At 69.3% G+C, this 18,729-nt stretch carries 21 protein-coding genes; 9 read left to right on the top strand and 12 right to left on the bottom strand.

Translation table 11 applies throughout. The annotated features are described in order from the left end of the window. Positions 1 to 44: 44 nt before the first annotated feature. Positions 45 to 485: a MarR family winged helix-turn-helix transcriptional regulator gene (locus tag MA876_RS08590; RefSeq protein WP_248147783.1), complete on the bottom strand. Its 441-nt coding sequence runs from the start codon at positions 483 to 485 to the stop codon at positions 45 to 47. A gap of 52 nt (positions 486 to 537) precedes the next feature. On the opposite strand from MA876_RS08590, the gene MA876_RS08585 reads away from it, so the two are divergent. Continuing rightward, entirely contained in the window at positions 538 to 786 is a 249-nt protein-coding gene (locus MA876_RS08585; protein WP_248148021.1) for a hypothetical protein, read from the top strand. Between the two features lie 15 nt (positions 787 to 801). Here the strand turns inward: MA876_RS08585 and uvrB are convergent, their stop codons facing one another. The 3 genes from uvrB to coaE form a co-directional block, all read right to left on the bottom strand. Further along, the gene (gene uvrB, locus MA876_RS08580; RefSeq protein ID WP_248147782.1) at positions 802 to 2,880 is read right to left on the bottom strand and encodes an excinuclease ABC subunit UvrB; all 2,079 of its coding nucleotides are present in this window, start codon (positions 2,878 to 2,880) and stop codon (positions 802 to 804) included. 258 nt (positions 2,881 to 3,138) lie between these two features. Beyond that, positions 3,139 to 3,789, bottom strand: coding sequence for a hypothetical protein (locus MA876_RS08575; RefSeq protein WP_248148029.1), 651 nt, complete (start codon positions 3,787 to 3,789; stop codon positions 3,139 to 3,141). Between the two features lie 59 nt (positions 3,790 to 3,848). Further along, a complete protein-coding gene (gene coaE, locus MA876_RS08570; RefSeq protein WP_248147780.1) occupies positions 3,849 to 4,469 on the bottom strand; it encodes a dephospho-CoA kinase in 621 nt (206 codons plus the stop codon). A gap of 205 nt (positions 4,470 to 4,674) precedes the next feature. On the opposite strand from coaE, the gene MA876_RS08565 reads away from it, so the two are divergent. The 4 genes from MA876_RS08565 (at position 4,675) to MA876_RS08550 (ending at position 7,342) form a co-directional block, all read left to right on the top strand. Further along, positions 4,675 to 5,238 (top strand): COG1361 family protein, encoded by a 564-nt coding sequence (locus MA876_RS08565; protein ID WP_248147778.1) that lies wholly within the window; start codon positions 4,675 to 4,677, stop codon positions 5,236 to 5,238. A gap of 48 nt (positions 5,239 to 5,286) precedes the next feature. Next, positions 5,287 to 5,829, top strand: a complete 543-nt coding sequence (locus tag MA876_RS08560; protein ID WP_248147777.1) for a signal peptidase I — start codon at positions 5,287 to 5,289, stop codon at positions 5,827 to 5,829. Continuing rightward, positions 5,826 to 6,458: a hypothetical protein gene (locus MA876_RS08555; RefSeq protein WP_248147775.1), complete on the top strand. Its 633-nt coding sequence runs from the start codon at positions 5,826 to 5,828 to the stop codon at positions 6,456 to 6,458. Before MA876_RS08560 ends, MA876_RS08555 begins: the two co-directional genes overlap by 4 nt. A gap of 98 nt (positions 6,459 to 6,556) precedes the next feature. Continuing rightward, positions 6,557 to 7,342: a response regulator transcription factor gene (locus MA876_RS08550; RefSeq protein WP_372491501.1), complete on the top strand. Its 786-nt coding sequence runs from the start codon at positions 6,557 to 6,559 to the stop codon at positions 7,340 to 7,342. A 25-nt stretch (positions 7,343 to 7,367) separates the two neighbouring features. Here MA876_RS08550 and MA876_RS08545 read toward each other — a convergent pair whose 3' ends face one another. The 5 genes from MA876_RS08545 to MA876_RS08525 form a co-directional block, all read right to left on the bottom strand. Continuing rightward, entirely contained in the window at positions 7,368 to 8,534 is a 1,167-nt protein-coding gene (locus MA876_RS08545; protein WP_248147773.1) for a hypothetical protein, read from the bottom strand. Next, on the bottom strand, positions 8,531 to 10,234 hold the full coding sequence (locus tag MA876_RS08540; protein ID WP_248147771.1) for a sensor histidine kinase: 1,704 nt from the start codon (positions 10,232 to 10,234) through the stop codon (positions 8,531 to 8,533). The genes MA876_RS08545 and MA876_RS08540 overlap by 4 nt, the downstream gene beginning before the upstream one ends. Positions 10,235 to 10,262: 28 nt before the next feature. Next, the gene (locus MA876_RS08535) at positions 10,263 to 10,814 is read right to left on the bottom strand and encodes a GIY-YIG nuclease family protein (protein ID WP_248147770.1); all 552 of its coding nucleotides are present in this window, start codon (positions 10,812 to 10,814) and stop codon (positions 10,263 to 10,265) included. A gap of 150 nt (positions 10,815 to 10,964) precedes the next feature. Further along, positions 10,965 to 12,416: a 30S ribosomal protein S1 gene (rpsA, locus tag MA876_RS08530; RefSeq protein ID WP_248147769.1), complete on the bottom strand. Its 1,452-nt coding sequence runs from the start codon at positions 12,414 to 12,416 to the stop codon at positions 10,965 to 10,967. A 181-nt stretch (positions 12,417 to 12,597) separates the two neighbouring features. Further along, entirely contained in the window at positions 12,598 to 12,978 is a 381-nt protein-coding gene (locus tag MA876_RS08525; RefSeq protein ID WP_248147768.1) for a YchJ family protein, read from the bottom strand. A 51-nt stretch (positions 12,979 to 13,029) separates the two neighbouring features. Between MA876_RS08525 and MA876_RS08520 the strand changes: the two genes are divergently transcribed. Next, positions 13,030 to 14,574 (top strand): carboxylesterase/lipase family protein, encoded by a 1,545-nt coding sequence (locus MA876_RS08520; protein ID WP_248147767.1) that lies wholly within the window; start codon positions 13,030 to 13,032, stop codon positions 14,572 to 14,574. Positions 14,575 to 14,595: 21 nt separating this feature from the next. Here MA876_RS08520 and MA876_RS08515 read toward each other — a convergent pair whose 3' ends face one another. Then, entirely contained in the window at positions 14,596 to 14,940 is a 345-nt protein-coding gene (locus MA876_RS08515) for a TraR/DksA family transcriptional regulator (protein ID WP_248147766.1), read from the bottom strand. After that, complete coding sequence (locus MA876_RS08510) at positions 14,937 to 15,986, bottom strand: zinc-dependent alcohol dehydrogenase family protein (RefSeq protein WP_248147765.1); 1,050 nt, start codon at positions 15,984 to 15,986, stop codon at positions 14,937 to 14,939. Before MA876_RS08510 ends, MA876_RS08515 begins: the two co-directional genes overlap by 4 nt. Before the next feature lie 34 nt (positions 15,987 to 16,020). Here MA876_RS08510 and MA876_RS08505 point away from each other — a divergent pair, with 34 nt between their 5' ends. Genes MA876_RS08505 through MA876_RS08495 form a run of 3 tightly spaced genes read left to right on the top strand, consistent with a single transcriptional unit; the run spans position 16,021 to position 18,293 of the window. Further along, positions 16,021 to 17,037, top strand: coding sequence for a serine hydrolase domain-containing protein (locus MA876_RS08505; protein ID WP_248147764.1), 1,017 nt, complete (start codon positions 16,021 to 16,023; stop codon positions 17,035 to 17,037). A 45-nt stretch (positions 17,038 to 17,082) separates the two neighbouring features. Then, positions 17,083 to 18,093, top strand: a complete 1,011-nt coding sequence (locus MA876_RS08500) for an FUSC family protein (protein WP_248147762.1) — start codon at positions 17,083 to 17,085, stop codon at positions 18,091 to 18,093. Continuing rightward, positions 18,090 to 18,293 carry a DUF1653 domain-containing protein gene (locus tag MA876_RS08495; protein WP_248147760.1) on the top strand — a complete coding sequence of 68 codons (204 nt, stop codon included), beginning with the start codon at positions 18,090 to 18,092 and terminating at the stop codon, positions 18,291 to 18,293. Before MA876_RS08500 ends, MA876_RS08495 begins: the two co-directional genes overlap by 4 nt. On the opposite strand, the gene MA876_RS08490 is transcribed toward MA876_RS08495, so the two are convergent. After that, positions 18,283 to 18,648, bottom strand: a complete 366-nt coding sequence (locus MA876_RS08490; RefSeq protein ID WP_248147758.1) for a hypothetical protein — start codon at positions 18,646 to 18,648, stop codon at positions 18,283 to 18,285. The genes MA876_RS08495 and MA876_RS08490 overlap by 11 nt on opposite strands. Positions 18,649 to 18,729 lie beyond the last annotated feature (81 nt).

Genomic DNA, 18,729 nt, shown 5'->3' with positions numbered 1-18,729 from the left:
TCATCGAACGGCAACGCAACCGAGACAGAGCGGTCGCGTCGGCGTCACGTGGAGCGGGTCGTGCCGCCCGCGAAGCGCGACAGCGCATCGCGCAGGCGCGCGATTTCAGCCGCATCGAGACCCGTGCTCGCCATGATCCGCCGCGGCACATCGAGCGCGTCCGAGCGCAGCGCCCGGCCCTCGTCGGTCAGCCCGATGTCGAGCACGCGCTCGTCCGTCGCCCGTCGGGAGCGCGTGACCCTGCCTTGCGCCTCGAGCCGCTTGACCAGCGGGCTGAGCGTCGCGGGCTCCATGGCGAGTTCGTCCGCAAGTTCACCGAGCGCGCGGGGCGAGCTCTCCCACAGTGCGAGCATGACGAGGTACTGCGGATGCGTCAGCCCCAACGGCTCGAGCACCGGCCGATAGACGGCCACGACGTTCCGCGCAGCGGTCACGACGGCGAAGCACAACTGGTTCTCGAGCCGCAGCAGATCGTCGTCGCTCATGCGGAGCATCCTATCGGCACGAATCGTTAGTACACTAATGACCATGGAGCGAATGGATGCCTCGGCCGACGGCTCACCGAAAGGGACCGGCTCGCTGCGCGAGCGCGTACGCGCGGCGGGTGGCTGGTACGCCTACCTGAACGCAAGGCTCATCCGTCTGGCCGGCCCCGCGGCGGTCGGCCCCTACGAGACGACGCCCGAGCCCGTGCGCACCGAGCGCCCCTGCCCCCTATGCGGCGCGGCCATGTCGGCGCACACGTTCGACCGTTCCGGGCCGAAGCCGCTCATGCACTGCCCGTGATCGGGCGCCGCGCCGTCAGGCGTGGCCCGCACGCTCCATGGCGCGGAGCTCCTTCTTGAGGTCCTGAACCTCGTCGCGGAGGCGCCCGGCGAGCTCGAACTTGAGCTCGCCCGCCGCCGACAGCATCTGCGTCGTGAGGTCGGCGATCGTGGCCTCGAGCTGTTCCGCGCCCTCGGCCGCGATGCCCTCGCGGCGCAGGCTCGGCGTGGGCGACTTGCCTTTGCCGCTCTTGGTCTTCGCGGACGCGCGCGACAGCATCTTCTCGGTATCGGCTCCCTCGCGGGCGAGGGCATCGGTGATGTCGGCGATCCGCTTGCGCAGCGGCTGCGGATCGATGCCCTTCTCCTTGTTGTAGGCGATCTGCTTCTCGCGCCGGCGATCGGTCTCGTCGATCGCGTTGCGCATCGAGTCGGTCACCGAATCGGCGTACATGTGGACCTCGCCCGAGACGTTGCGGGCCGCACGGCCGATCGTCTGGATGAGCGACGTACCCGAACGGAGGAACCCCTCTTTGTCGGCGTCGAGGATCGCGACGAGCGAGACTTCGGGCAGGTCGAGACCCTCGCGGAGCAGGTTGATGCCGACGAGCACGTCGTAGACGCCCGCGCGCAGCTCGCTCAGCAGCTCGACGCGACGGAGCGTGTCGACGTCGGAGTGCAGGTAGCGCACCCGCACACCGTGCTCGCCGAGGAAGTCGGTGAGCTCTTCGGCCATCTTCTTCGTCAGTGTCGTGACGAGCACCCGCTCGTCACGACCGGCGCGGATGCGGATCTCTTCGAGCAGATCGTCGATCTGGCCCTTGGACGGCTTGACGATGATCTGCGGGTCGACCAGGCCCGTCGGGCGGATGATCTGCTCGACCACCCCGTCGGCGATGCCCATCTCGTACCGCCCGGGTGTGGCCGAGAGGTACACCGTCTGGCCGATTCGATCCTTGAACTCGTCCCACCGGAGCGGTCGGTTGTCCATCGCACTCGGCAGGCGGAACCCGTGCTCGACGAGCGTGCGCTTGCGCGAGGCATCCCCCTCGTACATCGCACCGATCTGGGGAACGGTCGCGTGGGACTCGTCGATCACCATCAGGAAGTCGTCGGGGAAGAAGTCCAGGAGCGTGTGCGGAGGCTCACCGGCTGCGCGCCCGTCGAGGTGGCGCGAGTAGTTCTCGATGCCCGAGCAGAAGCCGAGCTGCTGCAGCATCTCGAGGTCGAACGTCGTGCGCATGCGCAGTCGCTGCGCCTCGAGCAGCTTGTTCTGCGACTCGAGTTCTTTCAACCGCTCCTCGAGCTCGGTCTCGATCGTGCCGATCGCCCGCTGCACCGTCTCGGTACCCGCCGCGTAGTGCGTTGCGGGGAAGATCGGCACCGAGTCGAGTCGCTGGACGACGTCGCCGGTGAGCGGATGCAGCATGTACAGCGCCTCGATCTCGTCGCCGAACAGCTCGACGCGGATCGCGTACTCCTCGTACACGGGAATGATCTCGATCGTGTCACCGCGCACGCGGAAGTTGCCGCGCGAGAAGTCCACGTCGTTGCGGTTGTACTGCATCGCGATGAATTTGCGGATGAGCGCGTCGCGATCGTAGCGCTCCCCCACCTGAAGGGCGACCATCGCCCGCAGGTACTCTTCGGGCGAGCCGAGGCCGTAGATGCACGACACCGTCGAGACGACGATGACGTCACGGCGCGACAGGAGCGAGTTCGTCGTGGAGTGCCGCAGCCGCTCGACCTCGGCGTTGATCGACGAGTCCTTCTCGATGAAGGTGTCGGTCTGGGGCACATACGCCTCGGGCTGGTAGTAGTCGTAATAGCTCACGAAATACTCGACGGCGTTGTGCGGCATGAGCTCGCGGAACTCGTTCGCGAGCTGAGCGGCCAGCGTCTTGTTGTGGGCGAGCACGAGGGTCGGCCGCTGCACCGCCTCGACGAGCCATGCGGTCGTGGCGGACTTGCCGGTGCCGGTCGCACCCAGGAGCACGACGTCGGTCTCACCCGCGTTGATGCGCGCTGCGAGGTCGGCGATCGCATGAGGCTGGTCGCCCGAGGGCTCGTATTCGCTCACGACTTCGAACGGCCGGACGGAACGTGTGGTCTGCACCGTTCCAGGCTAGACGCGGCCGCCGACACGGCGCCCGAATCCGCTCAGAGCGCACGCCCGCTCAGTGGACGTCGTCGTCGCCCGACTCGAAGTCGCCCATCGCGAAATCGTCCCAATCGCCGTCGTCGAAGACGGCCGATCCATCGGTTCTGCGTGCCATGGCGGTGCTCCCCCCGGAGTAGAGGTGGTGCTCAGGTCATGGCGCGAGGCTACCGACGCGATGTGAACACGACGTATCGCGGCTGTATCGCGACGACGTCACATGCCTCCGCCGCCGTCGAACCCGCCGCCGAAGCCACCCCCGTCGAACCCGCCGAATCCCCCACCGTCGTAGCCGCCGCCGTCATGGCCGCCGCCGTCGAGCCCGCCGGGGCCTCCGTCCCAACCCGTGCCGCCCGCCGATCCCGGATCGAACGTCGAACCCACCCAGCCGGGCTCGGCATCGATGCCGATCGAGCCCGCGCCCTGCGTGAAGTACACCGCGATGACCGACGAGACGAGGATCTGATTCGCGACGAGCCCCATCACGCCCGCATTCACCAGGACGTCGCGCGAATCGACGCCGTCGCGCTCGCGGACGGCCGTGGCCGTCGCGGTGGTCGCCGCCGCATCCGTGCCTCCCGCTGCACGCTGCGCCCGGTGCTCCTCGGCGCGCCGCAGCAGTCTCGCCAGGACGATGGGATCGTCGGATGCCGCGTCCCGCTCGCTCTCGGCCATGAACGGCTTCAGCTGCTCGAACATCTCGCGGCGTTGTGCGGCCGGCAGGTCGGCGAACGCCGTCGCGTGCGCGGACTCGATGACGGATGCCGGCAGGGTGTTGAGCAGGTACACGTACCGGGAGATCTTCTCCTCCTCGGTCACGGCCGCGTAGGGCACCGTGCGTCGGCGGAATCGTGACAGAAAGCCCATGTCGCACCTCCTCGGAGAGTGCCCTCCAGGATACGCGCGTCCTGCCGAGACGGACAGCCTCAGCGCGCGGCGCGCTCGGCGACGCGATCGTCGAGCGTCTCCCACAGCTCGTCGGACTGGTCGAGGGTGTGTTGGATGGTCCCGGAGGTGTCGATGACGACATCGGCGATCGCGAGCCGCACCTCGTCGGACACCTGCGACGCGAGGCGGGCTGCGGCATCCTGCTCCGTCATCCCCCGCAGATCCACCATCCGCCGCGTGCGGACGTCGGCCGGGGCATGGGCGACGACGATGAGCTGCCACGGGTCGCTCGCGCGCGCTTCGACGAGGAGAGGGACGTCGTACACGACGACCGCGTCGGTATCAGCCGCGAAGGCCTCCGAGAAGCGGCGGGCGGACTCGTCTCGCACCGCGGGATGCACGATCGCGTTGAGCCGCGACACGGCCTCGGGGTCGCCGAAGACCCGCGCGCCGAGCGCCGGCCGATCAAGAGACCCGTCTGCGGCGATGACGTCGGACCCGAACGCGTCGGCGAGCGTTGCGAGCACGGGTGTTCCGGGCTGCTGGACGTCCCGCACGATCTGGTCGGCGTCGACCACCACGGCGCCGTGCTCTGCGAGCCTGCGGGCGATCGTCGATTTGCCGGATGCGATTCCACCCGTCAGCGCGATGAGAGGCATGACTTCGAGGATGCCACGCCCGCGGCATCCTCGACGCCCGTCGCTCAGGTTTGGCTCAGGACGGGCATCTGAAGACGCTCCTGAGCCTCAGCCAAGGACGCCCTGAGGACGGGCCCATACCGTCTCTCATGTCGCAAGCGAACGGAGTCGAAAGATCCGGGGGGATCACTCCAGGCGACACCCACACTTCCTCGAAAGGCACGTCATGTCGGACCTCACCACGCAGCCCACCACTCGCCGCGAGAACCGCACGGCGGCTCCCAAGAAGAACAAGCGTCGCCCCATCGTGGCCTTCGCCCTCGCGACCCTCGCGGTCGGCGGCGTCGGCGCCGCGCTCACGAGCGCGGCCTGGACCGACAACGTGTTCATGGCTGCGGCCGCCGACGGCGCGACCTTCGATCTGCAGGCCTCGCTCGACAACAAGGACTGGAAGCAGTCGGACGACAAGAAGGCCGTGCAGATCACGGTCGCGGCCGACAAGTTCGCGAAGCTCCTGCCGGGTCAGACGCGCACCGTCACGCTCTACGTCAAGAACGCGGGCAACGTCAACGCCAAGCTCGTCTCGTCCGTCGAGTGGGCCGGCTCCACCTTCGCGACCAACCCCAAGGCCGAGGTCGGCGACCTCGCCGCATCGCTCGCACCGTCGGGTTCGACCGGCGACACCGACGCCTTCACGCTCACCGTGACGGCACCGGCCGACTGGGACGTCGCCAACAAGGGCAAGTCCGGCACGATCGTCGTCACGCTCGCCGGCGAAGCCACCTCCTGACCCTGATCCATCACCCTTCCGCAGCTACGAGACCCAGAGGAGAACATCGTGAACACGCTTCGTCGCATCGCCATGGTCGCCCTCTGGGCTCTCGCCGCTGTCGGAATCGCCTGCGGCCTGGTCTGGGGAGCGACGGCCGCCGGCATCATCAAGCCGCTCATCGTGATCTCGGGTTCGATGGAGCCCGGCATCATGACGGGCGACCTGCTCGTCGCGACGAAGGCATCCGCCGCCGATCTGGGGGTCGGCGACGTGGTGAGCCTTCCGAGTGAGCTCACGAGTCACCTCGTGACGCACCGCATCGTGGCGATCGAAGCCGAAGGGGACGGCTTCCTCGTCACGATGAAGGGCGACAACAACGAGTTCGAGGACGCGCTCGACTACCACATCTCGGGGGAAGTGTGGAAGCCGACGATGCAGCTGGCGGGGGCCGGCACGGTCATCTCGCGCGTCACGACTCCGGCTGTTGCGATCCCGCTCATGATCGGTCTCGTCGCCCTCCTGGGCATCACGTGGCTGATCCCGGCACCGGTCGCGCGTGACCCGAAGACGCGCTCCCGTGCCCACCGCGTGGCGGGGGCCACCGGATGAGCCGGCGATCAACGGTCGGCCGTGCGGCCGTCATCGATGTCGCGGTGGGGGCCGCGCCGATGACGGCCGCCATGGCCGGTTCACCCTCGTGGCGCTCGCGGGCGCTCGCACTCGTGGCCGCGCTCGCTCTCGTCGCCGGTGTCGCGGTGGCCGCCGCATCCGTCGCTCCGACGCAGGCGGCGTGGACGGATGCCTCGTACTCGTCCGCTGCCGTGACGTCGGGCGACTGGGCGCCCGCGCCACCCGCCGCCACGTACGGCTGCGTCGCGATGAACCAGAACGGCACGGTCATGCAGGGCGGAACCTGCACCGTGACCAAGGTGCGCTACGACCAGTGGGGCGACAACTCGCAGCACTTCCGCAACTACTACGTCGATGTCCAGTCCAACGCCGGTTCGGGATACGTCCAGCTCACCCTCGACCTCAACGCCGCGACGCTGGGCAGCGACACCGGGGTCGGCACGTGGAAGTGGAACAACGCCGCCACGACCGGCGGCGAGATCACCCCGACCTCCGCATGCTCCGAGCTGCCCAAGCTCGTGGCCAACACGGGCCAGTTCTGGCAGTCGTCGCGGACCTTCTACTTCACCATGGTCGACAAGCGCGGAACGGGGGTGACGTGCAAATGAGCAACGACGTGGCGGGCCGCCGCTTCCGTGAGGTCTTCTGGGATATCATCGCGGATGTCACGGGGCCTAGAGCTTCCGAAGAATCGATGAGCGGGAGTGTGAGCGTGGACGAGAACCGCGTCGCCGTCGTGATCGAGGACGAAGCCGACATCCGGCAGCTTCTGAGCGACGTCCTCGCCTCGGCCGGTTTCGAAGTCCACGCGGCGGCGTCGGGCCTGGAAGGCATCGAACTCGTGCGCGAGCATCGCCCCGTCGTGACGACGCTCGACGTCAGCATGCCCGGCATCGACGGGTTCGAGACAGCCAAGCGCGTGCGCGCCATCAGCAGCACGTACATCGTCATGCTCACCGCTCGCAGCGAAGAGATCGATGCCCTGCAGGGCCTCGAATCGGGTGCCGACGACTACGTCACGAAGCCCTTCCGCCCGCGCGAACTCCGTGCCCGTATCGAGGCGATGCTGCGCCGGCCCCGCGTGCACAGCGCGGCTCCGGCCGATGCCGCCGCCGACGTCGAGGCGCCCGCGGGTGCCGCGCCCGCTGCCGCCGGGGCGCCGACGGACGACGGTGCGTGGCTCGAGCATCGCGGCCTGCGCGTGCATCCCGCCATGCGCATCGTGAGCCGCGATGGCGAGGAGTGCGACCTCACCCGCAGCGAGTTCGACATCCTCGCGGAGCTCCTGGCCGCCCGAGGCCGCGTCGTCGGCAAGACGGACCTCGCGCTCATGCTGCGCGGCGACAGCTATGGCAGCGACTACGTCAGCGACGCCGACGCGCGCGCCATCGAGGTGCACATGGCGAACCTGCGGCGCAAGCTCGGCGAGACTCCGAGCAACCCGCGCTGGATCGAGACGGTGCGCGGCGTCGGGTACCGGCTGACCCGCTGACGAGGCTGCCGCCCGAGGCCGCTGATCAGTCACCGCGTGAGAGCACGACGACCTTGTCCGGACTCGCTGCGGCCTCCCGCGCCGCTGTCCGCGCCTCGCGGATGAGCACGCCCGGCTCGTAGCCGCACCGCGAGCTCAGGCTGATGCCGACGCCGACGACGGGCAGGATGACGCCGACGACCCCGCTGAGCTCGTCGAAGAGTCCGCGCCGGATCCGCATCGCGATGCGGCTCGCATCCGTCTCGGAGTCCGCCTGGATGCCGACGAGCAGGCCGGTCTGGCCGTCCATGCCGACGAACGCGCTCGTCGGCGCGTACCGGCGCACGATCGCCCGGAACGCGTTGCCGACCCCCGCAGCGGCTTCGCTGCCGAACGCCGTCGCGATGGCGGGCAGGTCGTCGATGCGCAGCGAGACGACACCGACGAGGTCCTCGCGGCGCCGCGCGCGGGCTGTCATGTCGAGCAGAACGTGTGCGAAGGACACTTCGGGCAGGACGTCGTCGTCGCTGAGCGTGAGACGTTCGGGATCGATGGATGCCGTGAGCCGCGCGCGTCCCGACAGCAGCACGGTCGTGACCACCACGGCGACGATCGAGAGCGTGATCGTGAGGAAGCTCGCCGGGACGGTGTCGAGCCAGGTCCGGAAGAACTCGCTGTCGACTCCGAGTGCGAAGAAGGCGACGATGCGCACGGCGAAGAACACCGTCACGAGCCCGAGGCTCACCGACATCGCCCAGGCGAGACGATTCTGGCCCATCTCGCCCCGCAGGCACTCGAAAGCTCCGAGCCCCGCGAACAGCATCACCCCGGCCAGGAAGACGGCAGCGCCCGCCCAGTCGCCGCCGGCCGGGCCCTCGAGAGCGACTGCGACGGCCGCCGCGACCGCGCCGACGCCCACCGCGATGCTCGCGATGCCGATCGGGTGGTTGTTGAACCGTCGAGCACCGAGCCACATGCTGCCGATGTTGGCCACGAAAGCGGCGTTGCCGACCGCGACGGCCCACCAGGAGTCGGGCGTCGCCGCCCAGACCAGATACGACACGACCGTGAGCAGCCCCATGAGGAAGGCGAGCCCCCAGAGCCGCCCGGCGTCCTCGTCCTTGCGCAGCAGCATCCCGACCAGGAACACGACGCTCGAGACGACGACCACGAGCGCGGTCAGCAGCGAGACCGTATAGAGATCCAGACTCATGATTCCTCCTGAGGGGTGGGCGTGGCCACGACGTCGATCAGCCCGGTCGCCGGTGCCGCGCGCAGCGGCAGCCGGACGACGAACGTCGTGCCGACGCCGAGCTCGCTCTGCACCGTGATCTCGCCTCCGTGCGAGCGGATGATGTCCCGACTGATCGAGAGTCCGAGCCCGCTTCCGTGCGTCGAGGTCTTGCGTACGGCGTCGGCGCGGAAGAATCGTCCGAACAACTGGGGCAGCTCGGTGTCCGAGATGCCGGTGCCCGAGTCCCGGACGACGATCCATGCGTGGTCGGCGTCGGCCGTCGTGCCGACGTCGATCGTGCCGTCATCCACGTTGTACTTGACCGCGTTCGACAGCAGATTGTCGAGCACCTGTCGCAGCCGCGATGGATCGACATTGGCGATCGCCGGCTCGAGCCCCGACGCATCGATCGTGATCCCGCGTTCGGCGGCGCGCGGCGTCTGCAGCTCGACGGCGGCTGCCGCGATCACCGAGATGTCGGTGGGTTCGGGATGGATGCTGAGCTCGATCGTCGAGCGACCGCGACCCGAGGCGGCGAGGATGTCGGCGATGATCGTGAGCAGTCGGTTCGCGTTGCGCTCCGCGACTTCGAGGCCGCGGCGCGCGGACGGCGCGAGACCTTCTTCGTCGAGAACGAGCTCGAGGTAGCCGACGATCGACGTCAACGGCGTCCGCAGCTCGTGCGAGACGGAGGCCACGAGGTCCTCGCGCGCGCGGATCGCGCTCAACTCGACCGTGATGTCGCGCGAGATGACGACGGCTCCCGCCGGACTGCCGTCGTCGTTGTGCACACGTCGTGTCGTGATCGTGAGAGCGCGACGTTCCTCGCCCGGCTCGCCGAACCACACGACCTCGTCGTCGAACGCTTCGCCGCGCAGGGCGCGTGCGAGCGGCTGCCGCCGGGCCGCCAGGAGCGTGATTCCGTCACGCGCATACGCCGGCCGGACGATGGGCGGCCCCGTCGGATCGGCGGGATCGGGGAAGCTCTGCAGCGACCAGTGCGCCTCGTTCGTGACGGCGATGCGGCCGTCCGCATCGATGCGGATGATGCCGAAGTCGACCGCGTCGAGGACCTCCGTCACCGTCTCCTCCTGTTGGCGAGCCTGCGAGAGCGCCTGACCGAGCAGTCGGGTCTGCGCGTCGAGCAGATAACGCTGCATCCTGGCGCGGCGAGCGGTGATGTAGCTCGTCGTGGCGAGTGCGATGACGGCGAACGGCGGGAGAAGCGTCGTGATCGAGACATCGTTCTCGTCCGTGATCGACTGCACGGTGTAGACGATGCAGATGGATGCCACGCCGAACACGAGTCCCGGCATCCCGAAGCTGCCCGCGAGCCACATGGCCGGGAAGATGAACAGCAGGCTGAAGCCCGACGTCGAGCTCGCTTCGCTCATCATCGCGATGGCGACGACGTCCACGATCGGCACGACGGCGCTCACCGTCGCGGGGATACGGTTCCAGGGAACGACGATCGCAGCGGCCGTCGCGACGAAGACGATGACGACCGCGAGGTAGAAGAGCGCCCGGTCGCCCTCGAAAGGGCGCACGAAGCCGACGATGGCCAGCAGCAGCACGACAGCGCCCAGGAGGAGCTGATTCAACAGGGCGGTCCTCGCGCGCGTGCGCCCCTCGAACAGCTCACCCCTCGAGATGCGCGATGCGCGAACGGGGGATGCCATGCACCGACGCTATCGCTCCTGCGCCCGTTCACCCGCGCAACGCGACGGCCTCGCTGACCCAGCGTGCATACCGACTCCACGGGTCGATTCCGCCGGCGAGCGTTTCGATGTGCTCCCGCAAGGGGATGGATGCCTCGAACCACTCGGTGCGGGCGAAGCGCTCGTCGGCGAATTGCTCGTGCCGGTGGCGTTCGAGCGTGCGGTCGCCGCGCTCGAAGGCGAGCACCTCGTCATGCCAGATGGCCGCGAACCGCTGCCGCGGATTGACGCTCGTGCCGATCTTGATCCGGTCGTCGAACCGCAGGTAGTAGACGACGTCCACGCGCGGCGGCGGCAGGTCGGTGTCGGGGATCTCGCCGTAGGGCCACTCGCACACGGCGCACAGCCACCCCGACGGCCAGCGCACACCGAGCCGGGACCGGCAGAGCAGACAGGGCGACGGCAACAGGTCCGTCGCGCCGAAGGACACGGACGCGGACTCCCCCGCGATCGCGAGGTGCCGCTCGCACAGAGCGATCGGCGAATCCGGCGGCACGAGGCCCCGGCATCCATCGCCCACGAGGCAGGAAGAAGAGGGCACGGATCGACCGTACCGACCGGCGCCGACAGCGGAAGCGGGCCGCCACCCGTTCCGAAGAACGGCTGACGGCCCGACCGGCGCCGACAAGGGAAGCGGGCCGCCACCCGTTCCGAGGAACGGCTGACGGCCCGCTTCAGAGCGTGCTGCGGATCAGCGACCCGAGAGCTTCTCGCGAAGCGCCGCGAGGGCCTCGTCGTCGGCGAGCGTGCCGCCCGAGTTCGACTCGGACGAGAACGAGGACGCACCCGACTCGGCGACGGGCGAGTTCGCCTCGGCCTCGATGGCCTTGGCGACAGCAGCCTTGTGCTGCTCCCAGCGAGCCTGGGCAGCCGCGTACTCCTGCTCCCACTTCTCGCGCTCGGCGTCGAAGCCTTCGAGCCAGACACCGTTCACGGCGTCGAAGCCGTCCGGGTACTTGTACTCGCCGTTCTCGTCGTACTCGGTGACCATGCCGTAAAGCGCCGGGTCGAACTCGGTGCCGTTGGGGTCGACCGACTCGTTCGCCTGCTTGAGCGAGAGCGAGATGCGGCGACGCTCGAGGTCGATGTCGATGATCTTGACGAAGACCTCTTCGCCGACCGAGACGACCTGCTCGGCGAGCTCGACGTGCTTGCCCGAGAGCTCCGAGATGTGCACGAGGCCCTCGATGCCGTCGGCGACGCGGACGAACGCACCGAACGGAACGAGCTTGGTGACCTTGCCCGGAGCGACCTGACCGATCGCGTGCGTGCGGGCGAAGACCTGCCACGGGTCCTCCTGCGTCGCCTTGAGCGAGAGCGACACGCGCTCACGGTCGAGGTCGACCTCGAGGATCTCGACGGTGACTTCCTGACCGACCTCGACGACCTCGGACGCGTGCTCGATGTGCTTCCACGAGAGCTCCGAGACGTGGACGAGACCGTCGACGCCACCGAGGTCGACGAACGCACCGAAGTTGACGATCGACGAGACGGTGCCCTTGCGGACCTGACCCTTGTGGAGGTTGTTGAGGAACGTGGTGCGCGACTCGGACTGCGTCTGCTCGAGCAGGGCGCGGCGCGAGAGCACGACGTTGTTGCGGTTCTTGTCGAGCTCGAGGATCTTGGCCTCGATCTCCTGGCCGAGGTACGGCGTGAGGTCGCGGACACGGCGCAGCTCGATGAGCGAAGCCGGGAGGAAGCCGCGGAGGCCGATGTCGACGATGAGGCCGCCCTTGACGACCTCGATGACCTGACCGGTCACGACGCCGTCGTTCTCCTTGATCTTCTCCACGTCGCCCCACGCGCGCTCGTACTGCGCACGCTTCTTCGACAGGATGAGACGGCCTTCCTTGTCCTCCTTCTGGAGAACGAGCGCCTCGACGGCGTCGCCGACCTTGACGACCTCGTTGGGGTCGACGTCGTGCTTGATGGAAAGCTCGCGCGAGGGGATGACGCCCTCGGTCTTGAAGCCGACGTCGAGGAGGACCTCGTCGCGGTCGACCTTCACGACGGTGCCTTCGATGAGGTCTCCGTCGTTGAAGGACTTGATGGTCAGTTCGACCGCGGCCAGGAAGTCCTCAGCAGATCCGATGTCGTTGATGGCGACCTGCTTGGTGGCCGGGGCGGTCGTTGCGATAGTCATGTAGGGGGTTGTCCTTGTTGGGTGTGGGTATCGGGCTTCGCGCCGCATACGCGCACGGATGCACGCGGATGCTTCGGCGGAAGCGAATGGATTTTCTTACGATGTCTTGGACGCACGGCAATGAAGCCACACGAGTGACGTCTCAAGACTACCAGAACGCCCCTGTCGCCCGGAATGTTCCTCAGCGCACCTCGCCGTCGAGGTACCACCACCGCCCGCTCTGGCGCACGAAGCGGCTCCGCTCGTGCATCTCGCCCGCGCGCCCGGCCTCTCGCCATCGCGCGCGGAACTCGACCGTTCCCCGCTTCTCGCCGTGCTCGGCGGCGACGACCTCGAGCCCCGTCCAGTGCAGCCCCGGAGTGGGCTCGAGAACGTCCGGCCGTGTGCCGGGATGCCATGTCCGGGCGACGTACGCGAGATCGCCGAGCGCGTACGCGACGTAGCGCGAGCGCATGAGCGCCTCGGGCGACGCGGCGAGCTCCCCCGCGAGGAGCGGGCCGCAGCATCCATCGAAGGACTCGCCGCTGCCGCAGGGGCACGGTGACGCGGCGCGCGGACTCATCCCGCCACTCTACGAGCGGTCTCCTAGACTGACCGCGATCGGGAGGATCGGATGACGGATGCACCGGTGGCCGCATGCGCGGCCGGGACCTTCCGCGGCGAGACGTCGCGCGGCGTGAGCGTGTGGCGGGGCATCCGCTACGCGCAGGCGCCCGTCGGATCCCGGCGGTTCCGCGACCCCGTCGCCGCCGAGCCCGCGGGCGAGGTGGACGCCCTCGCATTCGGCGCCACAGCCCCCCAGCAGCGGCTTCCCGTGCTCGACCTCGGGCCTGATGCGCGCATCGACGAGGACTGCCTGTTCCTCAACGTCTGGACGCCGTCTTCGCCGCCTCACGCTCCGCGTCCCGTCATGGTGTGGCTCCACGGGGGCGCGTACACGTACGGCGCCGGCAGCCAGCCCATGTTCGACGCGACGAACCTGGTGACCCGGGGCGATCTCGTCGTCGTGACGCTCAACTACCGCATCGGTGCGCTCGGGTTCCTCGACCTGAGGTCGTACGCGACCCCGGAGGACCCCTACGACGGGAACCTCGCCCTCAAGGACGTGCTGCTCGCCCTGCGGTGGGTGCAGGTCAACATCGCGGCGTTCGGCGGCGATCCCGACCGTGTGACGATCTTCGGCGAGTCCGCGGGAGGCGGGCTCGTCACGACGCTCCTCGCCACGCCCTCGGCGGAGGGACTCTTCCACCGGGCGATCGCGGAGTCTTCCCCCGCGACGAGCATGTACGGCCCCGTGCGAGCTCGACGCGTCGCCGAGCAGTTCCTGACGGCGGCGGGGATGGATGCCTCGTCCGCCGCCGGTGTGCGCGAACTCGCCGTCGACGACATCGTCAAGGCCGGCATGGTCGTCTACGCCGGCGTGCCCACCGAGGCGCCGGGCACGCTCGCCTTCGCCCCGGTCGTGGACGGCGACCTGCTCCCCGAAGCGCCGGCGGACGTGCTGTCGTCGGGCCGCGGCATCCCGGTCCCGCTGCTCATCGGGACCAACCACGACGAGGCGTCGTTCTTCATCCACATGAAGAGTCCGCTCATGCCGGTCACCGAGGACCGCATCCTGAAGATGTTCGCCGACATGAGGGCGGAGCGGCCCGACCTGCCCCTGCCCGACCGTGCGACGGTGCTGCGGGCATACGAGGGCGTGCGGCAGCGGGCGGTCGGCTCGGGCGTCGCACGCGACATCGCCTTCCGCCTGCCGACGATCTGGATCGCGGAGGGACACAGTCGAGTCGCCGATGTCTGGCTCTACCGGTTCGATCACTCCACACCCGCGCTCGACGCCCTCGCGATCGGTGCGACCCACGGCGCGGAGCTCGCCTACGTGTGGGACAACTTCTCACGCGGACGGATCGACCCGACCTTCTGGCTCGGGGGTCGTCGCATCGCCGAGGAGGTGTCCCGGCGCGTCCAGGCCCGCTGGATCGCGTTCGCGCGCGGCGCGACACCCGGCGCCGAGATCGATGCCGCCGAGCCGCTCTGGCCGGCGTACGACCTCGAGAACCGGTCGACGCTCGTGATCGATGCGACCGACCGCATCGTGGACGATCTGGATGCCGCGCTGCGCAGCAGCTGGGGCGACCGTGTGCTCGCGTTCGACTGAGCAGTGAGGTCAGGCCCCGCGCTACCCTCCGGCGCGCTCCGCGCAGGCGACGCAGCGGGTCGCGTCGGGTCGCGCGGCGAGACGTGCGGACGGGATGTCGCGGCCGCAGTCCGTGCAGACGCCGTACGAACCCGCGGCCACGCGGGCGAGCGCGGCATCCACCTCTTCGACCTCGCGCGCCGCGTCGGAACGCAGCCCTTCGAGCCGCGACCACTCGCCCGAGAGCGTCGCCCCTTCGGGATCGTGCTCGTCGTCGGCGCTGTCGGCGCCGCGGTCCTGGCGCAGCCCCGCGAGCACGTCGTCGAGGTGCGCCAGGCGCGTGAGGACATCGCGGCGGCGCGCCTCGAGCGCGTCGCGAGGGTTCACGGCCGCAGCAGGACCTTCGTCGCGCGGCGCTCGTCCATCGCGGCGTACGCCTCGGCGGCCTCGGTCAGCGGAAGCTCCAGATCGAAGACGAGACCCGGCTCGATCGCGCCGGAGCGCACATCGGGCAGGAGCTCCTCGATGTAACCACGGACGGGCGCGACACCTCCGTTGACGCCGACGTTGCGGCTGAACATCGAGCGGATCGGCAGCTCGGGCCCGCCGTTGGGAACGCCGACGTACCCCACCATGCCGCCCGGGCGCGTCGAGCGCAGAGCCTGATCCATCGACTCCTTCGTGCCGACGCACTCGAGCACGCGGTCCGCCCCGATGCCGTCGGTGAGCTCGCGCACGGCATCCACTCCGGCATCCCCCCGCTCTTCGACGATGTGCGTCGCGCCGAAGCGGCGCGCGAGCGCCTGGCGCTGCGGATGCCGCGACATCGCGATGATCGTCGTGGCGCCCAGCCGCTTCGCGGCGATGATCGCGCACAGGCCGACGGCGCCGTCGCCGACGACCGCGACGGACTCCCCCGAGCGCACTCCCGCCGAAACGGCGGCGTGCCAACCCGTGCCCATCACATCGCTGAGCGTGAGCAGGCCGGGGATCTCTTCCGGCGCGACGGGCCCGGGGACGACGGCGAGCGTGCCGTCGGCGAGGGGCACGCGCACGCGCTCTCCCTGCCCGCCGTCGGCGAACCCGCCGAGTCGGTCGTCGCTCCCCCACCATCCGCCGCCGAGGCACGAGGTCGAGACGCCGTTGCGGCAGTTGAGGCACGTGCCGTCGCACACGTAGAAGGGGGCGATGACGAAATCGCCCTCCTTGACGAGCTCGACATCGGGGCCGACGGCCTCGACGACGCCGACGAACTCATGGCCGATGCGGTGCGGCTCGTTCGTCGGCGTGACGCCGCGGTAGGGCCAGAGGTCCGAACCGCACACGCACGCCGCGACGACCCGCACGATCGCGTCGCCCCCGGTGGAGAGCACGGGATCGGGAACCTCTTCGACGCGGATGTCGTGGGCGGCGTGGATGACGGTGGCGAGCATGCATCGAGCCTACGGCCAGGCGTACCCTGGCGGCATGACCCCCGACGAACTGGGCGCCGCCCTCGATGAGACAGCCCGCGGCAAGGGCATGTCGGGCACGATCCGCATCGACGTCGAAGGCGAGACCGTCTTCGCCGGGGCCTACGGTCTCGCCGATCGCGGGCACGGGATCCCGAACACGACCGAGACCCGCTTCGCGGTCGCGAGTCTCTCGAAGGGCTTCACGGCGATCGCCGTGATGTCGCTCGTCCAGGACGGCCTCCTGTCACTCGACACGCGCGTGCGCTCCGTGCTCGGCTCGGATCTGCCGCTCGTCGACGACGACGTCACGATCGAGCAGCTGCTGGCCCACACCTCGGGCATCGGCGACTACCTCGATGAGGAGGCCGACTGGGAGGTGGATGACTACGTCCTGACCCTGCCGGTGCACACGCTGACCGACGTCGAGGCGTTCGTGCCGATGCTCGACGGATTCCCCCAGAAGACCCCGCCCGGCGAGACGTTCCAGTACAACAACGGCGGCTTCATGCTCCTCGCCCTCGTCGCGCAGCGCGCGAGTGGGACGCCCTTCCACGAGCTCGTGCAGGCGCGGGTCCTCGACCGCGCGGGTCTCCCGCACACGGGGTACCTGCGCACCGACGAGCTGCCGGGCGACGCGGCGCTCGGCTATCTCTACGAGGATCCCGCGTCGCTGCGCACCAACCTGCTGCACCTGCCGATCCGCGGCAGCGGCGACGGGGGCGCGTTCACGACGGCATCCGACATCTCGACGTTCTGGCGCGCGTTCGTCGGCGGACGGATCGTGGATGCCGCGACCCGCGACCTCATGACGGCACCGCGCAACGTCGACGAGGACGAAGACCTGCGCTACGGCCTCGGCCTCTACCTCGACGAGGACGGACCAGGGCTCATCCTGACGGGATACGACGCCGGCGTCTCTGCCTGGACGCGTCACGACCCCCAGACCGGGCTCACCGTCACGATCCTGTCGAACTCGTCCGAGGGCGCGTGGCCGGTGGTGCGTCGCTACATCGACGAGATGGAGGGGTAGCCGCCCCGCTCCCGACGCCGCGGACCGCGCGGCTACGCTCGACCCATGCGCATGACCGCCGCTCTCCGCGCGCCGCGCCGGTCGCCGTTCCTGCAGGTGCTCAAGTCGGCGGCTGCGACGATCGCGGCGTGGCTGCTCGCAGGTTGGCTCATCCAGGGACCGCCTCCCGTCTTCGCCGCGATCGCGGCGCTGCTGGTCGTGCAGCCGAGTGTCAACCAGTCGCTCACGAAGGCGCTCGAACGCTCCATCGGGGTCATCGCCGGCGTCGTCATCGCGTCCGCCCTGGGCATCGCGTTCGGCGGCGCGACGTGGGTGATCCTGCTCGCGACGGTCATCGCGCTGCTCGTGGCGTGGGCGCTGCGGATGACGCCGGGTACCGCCAATCAGGTGGCGATCAGCGCGCTGCTCGTCCTCGCCCTCGGCGGGACGACGCCGAGCTATGCGCTGGACCGCATCCTCGAGACGCTCCTGGGCGCGGCCATCGGCATCGTCGTCAACCTCGTCATCGTGCCGCCCGTCGCCGTCTCCCCGGCGCGTGACGCCGTCGACGGGCTCGCGGCGGAGCTCGCCGCGTCGCTGGAACGGCTTGCCAGCGCGCTCGAATCGCCCCGCTCGCGTGCGCAGGTCGAAGAGCTGCTGCTCGAGGCGCGACTCATGAAGCCCATGAGAGAGAAGGCGGATGCCGCGCTGGCCGAGGCATCCGACTCCCTCACTCTCAACCCCCGGCGCGCGCATCGCAGCGAACTCGCGGCGCTGCGGGCGGAGCTCGACCGCTTCGCACCGATCGTCACGCAGACCATCGGCATGACGCGCGCCTTCGCCGACCACTACGACCCGTCTGTCACCGATGAGCCGGTCGTCCAGGCGATCGCCGAGCAGCTGCGCCGCGCGGCGCACGACGTGCGGATCGTCGGAGGTGGCGCGGCCGTCGAGCCCGACGAACTGCCGGCGCTCACGCGGCCGGTGGACGTGCGGGCACCGAACTCCGAGCATTGGATGCTCATCGGATCCATGCTGGAAGACCTGAGACGAATCCACGAGGCACTGAGCGAATGATCGAACCCGGCAGATATCGGCACTTCAAGGGCGCCGAGTACGAAGTCATCGGCGTCGCGCGCCACAGCGAGACCGAAGAGGAGCACGTCGTGTATCGCGCGGTCTCCGGCGACGGCGGGCTGTGGGTGCGGCCCGCGTCGATGTGGACCGAGACCGTCTCGCGCGACGGCTATTCGGGGCCGCGGTTCGTCAGGACGTGACGTCCACTGTGAAGGTGACGTCCTCGATGCCGCCGTCGCTGTTCGACAGCACGACCTTCGTCGATCCCTCGGCGAGACCCTTGACACCGGGATTGAACTGGGCGTCCTGCGTGTCGGAGCCCTTCACGAACTCGGCGATGCTCGTGTCTTCGACCTCGCCGCTGTAGCTCGTCACCGCGAGGCTGCCGGTGTTGATGTTGAGCACCTGCCCGACCTTGAGGTCGACCGTCGCGCCCTGCAGGTCGTTCACGTCCATCGTCACAGGGGCGATGACGGGCGTGCCCGCGGACGTGCAGGCGGTGAGCGCGAAGGCGACGGCGAGGACGGCGACGGCGGCGATGCGGCGAATGCTCATGGGGCAAGAATGGCAGGAAGGTCCTCTTCTGCACAGGGGCGTCGGTGTGGATAAATCGCGGACGGTTCACGTGCCCGGTGC

Source organism: Microbacterium aoyamense, assembly GCF_023155855.1.
GTDB classification, from domain to species: domain Bacteria; phylum Actinomycetota; class Actinomycetes; order Actinomycetales; family Microbacteriaceae; genus Microbacterium; species Microbacterium aoyamense.
The sequence above is the reverse complement of the archived record's forward strand: the minus strand, read 5'-3'. Positions and strand labels throughout refer to the sequence as shown.